This is a genomic window from Chloroflexota bacterium, assembly GCA_026389585.1.
Lineage (GTDB): Bacteria > Chloroflexota > Dehalococcoidia > UBA2247 > RBG-13-53-26 > JAPLHP01.
Window position 1 is genome coordinate 1 of the sequence record JAPLHP010000009.1, and the last position, 3,823, is coordinate 3,823.

At 50.7% G+C, this 3,823-nt stretch carries 6 protein-coding genes; all 6 read left to right on the forward strand.

The genetic code is table 11. From position 1 onward, the window contains the following. Nucleotides 1–267 precede the first annotated feature (267 nt). Nucleotides 268–513: a hypothetical protein gene (locus NTZ04_00485; protein ID MCX5990805.1), complete on the forward strand. Its 246-nt coding sequence runs from the start codon at nt 268–270 to the stop codon at nt 511–513. Nucleotides 514–1,046: 533 nt separating this feature from the next. Then, nucleotides 1,047–1,265: a hypothetical protein gene (locus tag NTZ04_00490; protein MCX5990806.1), complete on the forward strand. Its 219-nt coding sequence runs from the start codon at nt 1,047–1,049 to the stop codon at nt 1,263–1,265. Between the two features lie 98 nt (nt 1,266–1,363). Next, on the forward strand, nt 1,364–1,687 hold the full coding sequence (rplU, locus tag NTZ04_00495; GenBank protein MCX5990807.1) for a 50S ribosomal protein L21: 324 nt from the start codon (nt 1,364–1,366) through the stop codon (nt 1,685–1,687). Between the two features lie 16 nt (nt 1,688–1,703). Then, on the forward strand, nt 1,704–1,961 hold the full coding sequence (gene rpmA / locus NTZ04_00500; GenBank protein MCX5990808.1) for a 50S ribosomal protein L27: 258 nt from the start codon (nt 1,704–1,706) through the stop codon (nt 1,959–1,961). A gap of 4 nt (nt 1,962–1,965) precedes the next feature. Further along, nucleotides 1,966–2,196, forward strand: coding sequence for a 50S ribosomal protein L31 (gene rpmE, locus NTZ04_00505; protein MCX5990809.1), 231 nt, complete (start codon nt 1,966–1,968; stop codon nt 2,194–2,196). A gap of 86 nt (nt 2,197–2,282) precedes the next feature. Next, on the forward strand, nt 2,283–3,158 hold the full coding sequence (locus tag NTZ04_00510; protein ID MCX5990810.1) for a DUF1385 domain-containing protein: 876 nt from the start codon (nt 2,283–2,285) through the stop codon (nt 3,156–3,158). The last annotated feature ends 665 nt before the right edge of the window (nt 3,159–3,823 follow it).

The following is a 3,823-nucleotide window of genomic DNA, read 5'->3' on the forward strand; positions in this document are numbered from 1 at the left end:
TCGTATCGAAAAGGTAGCACCCCTTGTGTTATCATTAGTTCACCTCGCTGGTGTCTGAATTGCCCGTTGTTTTCCTATTCTACTCCTCTCTGCAGGAGTCGCCAACGAGGTCCTTTCATCGTTCTTGATGGTGGATCAGGGAAAACAAGAGATCAAAACAAAGATTCGGATTATGTATTGACAACCGGTCATTTAATTGCTATAATCCTAATAGTTAGTAGTAAGCAAATTTAATAGCTCTAATTTATCTATCACAGGGGGGGAAAGATGTTATTCAGATCAACAGGCTTAGGGAAGACGGAGCTCAAGGCTAAGGTGACTGGCATAGTGCGCCAGGGTGACTATCTGATCTTGCAGGTTGAGACCACCGAACCGGTGCGCTGGAAGATCAGGGCAGGCCTGAGCATGCCGGACATGTGGACGGTGATAAGGGCGATGATGAGCCCTGCGAACTTCAAGATCATGTTCTCTCGCCGATGGGCCAGGGAAGCAAAGCATCCCGGTGAGTTCTAGAGAGCGTGGGATGGTGAAGAGATACAGGTATCCTGGCAGGCAGGCAGATACCTCGTCCATCGTGGCTTTGTGGCCATAGGGTTAGTCTGGATCGAAGGGCGATCCATAGCGCAGTTTTGATAACCGGATTGTGAGATGTAGGAAGGAGTGACCGAAATGCAATGGGAGATCGTACTTCTGCTGGTACTGGCGGGACCTTTCGTTATCTATTATGCCATGCGTCATGGAATTGGCTTGCTGAGAAAGAGAGCCGTAGCGAATCGAAAGCAATAGTGGCTGCTCCATGTACCGTTCTTTGCCAACTTCGCTCCGTTATTCCCGCTCACCGGGAATAACGGGTGTGGATTGTGCTTGAATTGGCAGTGGCTTTCCCCTGCTCAATAGTCTTACCACCTGCATAACTGTTTTCTGGATTGCAATTCATTGGAAGGATGGTCTTCCCTATCCGTGCGATCCAGGATGACAGTGTTTGACAACTCTCCAGGCTTCAACTACGCTGATGAGACAATGCGAGAATTCAGGAGGGGAGAAATATGGTGAAAAGACTTAGAGAACGCGCCTTCTGGGTACTCCTGATCATGGCATGGCTTGCCATTGGTGTTTTGATGACGGTACGTGCGTCCTATATTTTTGCTGCGGTAGGCTATGTCATCGCCTTCTTCTATATCGTTATGGAGGTATGGTTGTGGAGGCGTATCACGAGAGCACAAAAGGCCGTGGACGAGAGTAAGAAGCAGAATAATTCTGCTTGATCCCATGCTGAGATGTCCTCGAGATGACCCGGCGCAGCTTGACAGGTGAGATGGGAGAATAGTAAGATTCAGTCATTAACCAAGTCTGGAGGAAGAAGATATACGCACTTGTTGAAACCGGGGGTAAACAGTATAAGGTCTCCCCAGGCCAGACTATCCGGGTAGACCGGCTGCTTGCAGAGAAAGGCAGTCAGGTTGAATTGGATAGAGTGCTCCTTGTCGCTGATGGCGAGAAGGTCATAGTGGGCAAGCCGCTGGTAGAGGGAGCCAAGGTATTGGCTGAAGCCCTCGGGGAGGAACGAGGCGATAAGATTATTGTCTTCAAGTATAAGCCGAAGGCAAGGTATCGCCGAAAGAAGGGACATCGTCAGTTTTATAGCAAACTGGCTATCAAGCAGATAAGCTTGGGCCAGGGATCATGATTGGAGGTTGATTGGAGTGGCACACAAGAAAGGTGCGTCAAGCACACGTTGCGGCCGCGATAGCCAGGCGAAGCACCTTGGCGTGAAGCGATACAGTGGCCAGACAGTGTTGGCAGGAACGATAATTGTTCGACAGAGAGGCACGCGCATATGGCCGGGCGAGAACGTGGGGCTGGGTAGGGATCATACCATTTTTGCTCTCATCGATGGAGTTGTGAAGTTTGAGCCTGCCACTAAGTACAAGAAAAGGGCCAGCGTTTACACGGTGGAGTGAGATAATGAAAGAAAAGATTCATCCTGTTTATTATTCAGATGCCAAGGTGACCTGTGCTTGCGGCAGCAGTTTTGTCACTGGTGCTACGAAGAAGCTGATCAGGGTGGAGATTTGCAGCAAGTGCCATCCCTTGTTTACCGGTGAGCAGCGCATTGTTGATACTGCAGGTAGAGTAGAGCGGTTCAAGAGACGATATAGGAGCAAGAGTAAGGAACAGGCTGGGACATCGCCCTGAAGGTACAAGTTCGAATTAGCACCTGAAGTGAGTCTTGAGAGAGCGGAACAGGATTTCTGCTCTCTTCTTCTTTTGTAAGGAGTAGCTTGCCGGAAGATTTCCACTATGGAGGCCAGGCTGTCATCGAAGGCGTGATGATGCGGGGACGGCGCTATCTGTCAATGGCGGTGCGTCTTCCCAGCGGCGAGGTGGTATTAACCACTAAGCCTTTGCCGTCTGCCTACACGGGAAGGATAAGGAAGATACCGCTGGTACGGGGGGTGGTAGCCCTTGTGGAAACCATGGTTCTGGGCATACAGGTGCTCTTCCAATCGGCGAATTTGTCCCTGGGAGAGGAAGGCGATGAGGTTCCCGGCCCTTTATTGTGGGGCGCACTTGCTGCCTCGCTGAGCTTTGCTATCGCCCTCTTCTTTCTGGCTCCGATGTTTATTGCCAATTTCATTAAGGTCGATTCATCAATTCTCAGCAATATCATAGAGGGACTTATCCGCATCACCATCTTTATCGTCTATCTTGCCTTGATAAACCTCATACCTGATATCAGGGAGGTTTTCGCCTATCACGGTGCGGAGCACAAGACAGTCAATGCCTACGAAGACAATGCTCCTCTGGAGCCGGCTGCAGTGAGAAAATACTCTACGGCTCACGTTCGTTGCGGAACGAGCTTCCTCTTCGCGGTGTTGGTTATTGCCATCATTCTCTTTGCACTCCTGGGTCATCAGTCACTGTGGCTGCGATTTGTGTCACGCATAGTGCTGCTGCCTGTCATTGCTGCATTTGGTTATGAATTCACCCGCATCAGCGCCCGGTATGCTGATAATCGGGTGATGCGCATTCTTTTTGCTCCTGGGCTGGCTCTACAGATGATGACCACCCGGCAACCCAGTGATGAGCAGGTCGAAGTAGCTATCTCTGCCTTGAAGGGAGTTATCGAGGCGGATAGTCCCCAGGCAGGCAGCTAGTGACTGATTGCACAAGTCAGCGCAGCAGGCAAGATTCTTCGCTGTGCTCAGAATGACGCAGTGGGCAATATCGGAATGACATGGTCGGCTTTTTCAGGAATGACACCTAGGAGTGGTGGCTGTCGTCCTTCTGCAGCATGCCTATCCACTTTCTCGGCCATTTCCCTTCATTAGGGACAGACCTGAAGGTCTGTCCGTTGCCCCTGGTTCCCGACCTCGGACAGAGTCCCTACAGGCTGACCCGACGCCTGGTATTTCTCGCAATCCGAAGGTCTGGTCGAGAGAGGATGTCTCAAGACTCGCTCTTCTGGAGTGACAATGCACGCTGCATCATGTCATTGCTTCGTCGTCCTTCTGCAGAAGGACGACGAAGCAATCTCGGCAATAACTGCAAGATTCTTCGCTGCGCTCAGAATGACACAGTGGGCAATATGTTACCCTGACATTTATGCGGTATGTCGCCCTGAGCGAAGGCGAAGGGCATCCCCTCCACAAAACGAATAACGCCTATTCCTGCAACTGGACACTAGTACTTAGTTGTGCAGTTAGCTAGACGATAGTAAGGCGATGTGTTATAGTAGACACATGCGTAAACCAGAGACTGTGATCGCATTGGCAGTGGAAGAACGACAGAATCTAAAGGAGATGGTCAAGTGCCGGACAGC

Excerpts from the sequence above, each read along its gene's own strand:
- NTZ04_00490 (MCX5990806.1), top strand. The coding sequence starts at position 1,047 with ATGGTGAAAAGACTTAGAGAACGCGCCTTCTGGGTACTCCTGATCATG.
- rpmE (MCX5990809.1), top strand. The coding sequence starts at position 1,966 with ATGAAAGAAAAGATTCATCCTGTTTATTATTCAGATGCCAAGGTGACC.
- NTZ04_00485 (MCX5990805.1), top strand. The coding sequence starts at position 268 with ATGTTATTCAGATCAACAGGCTTAGGGAAGACGGAGCTCAAGGCTAAG.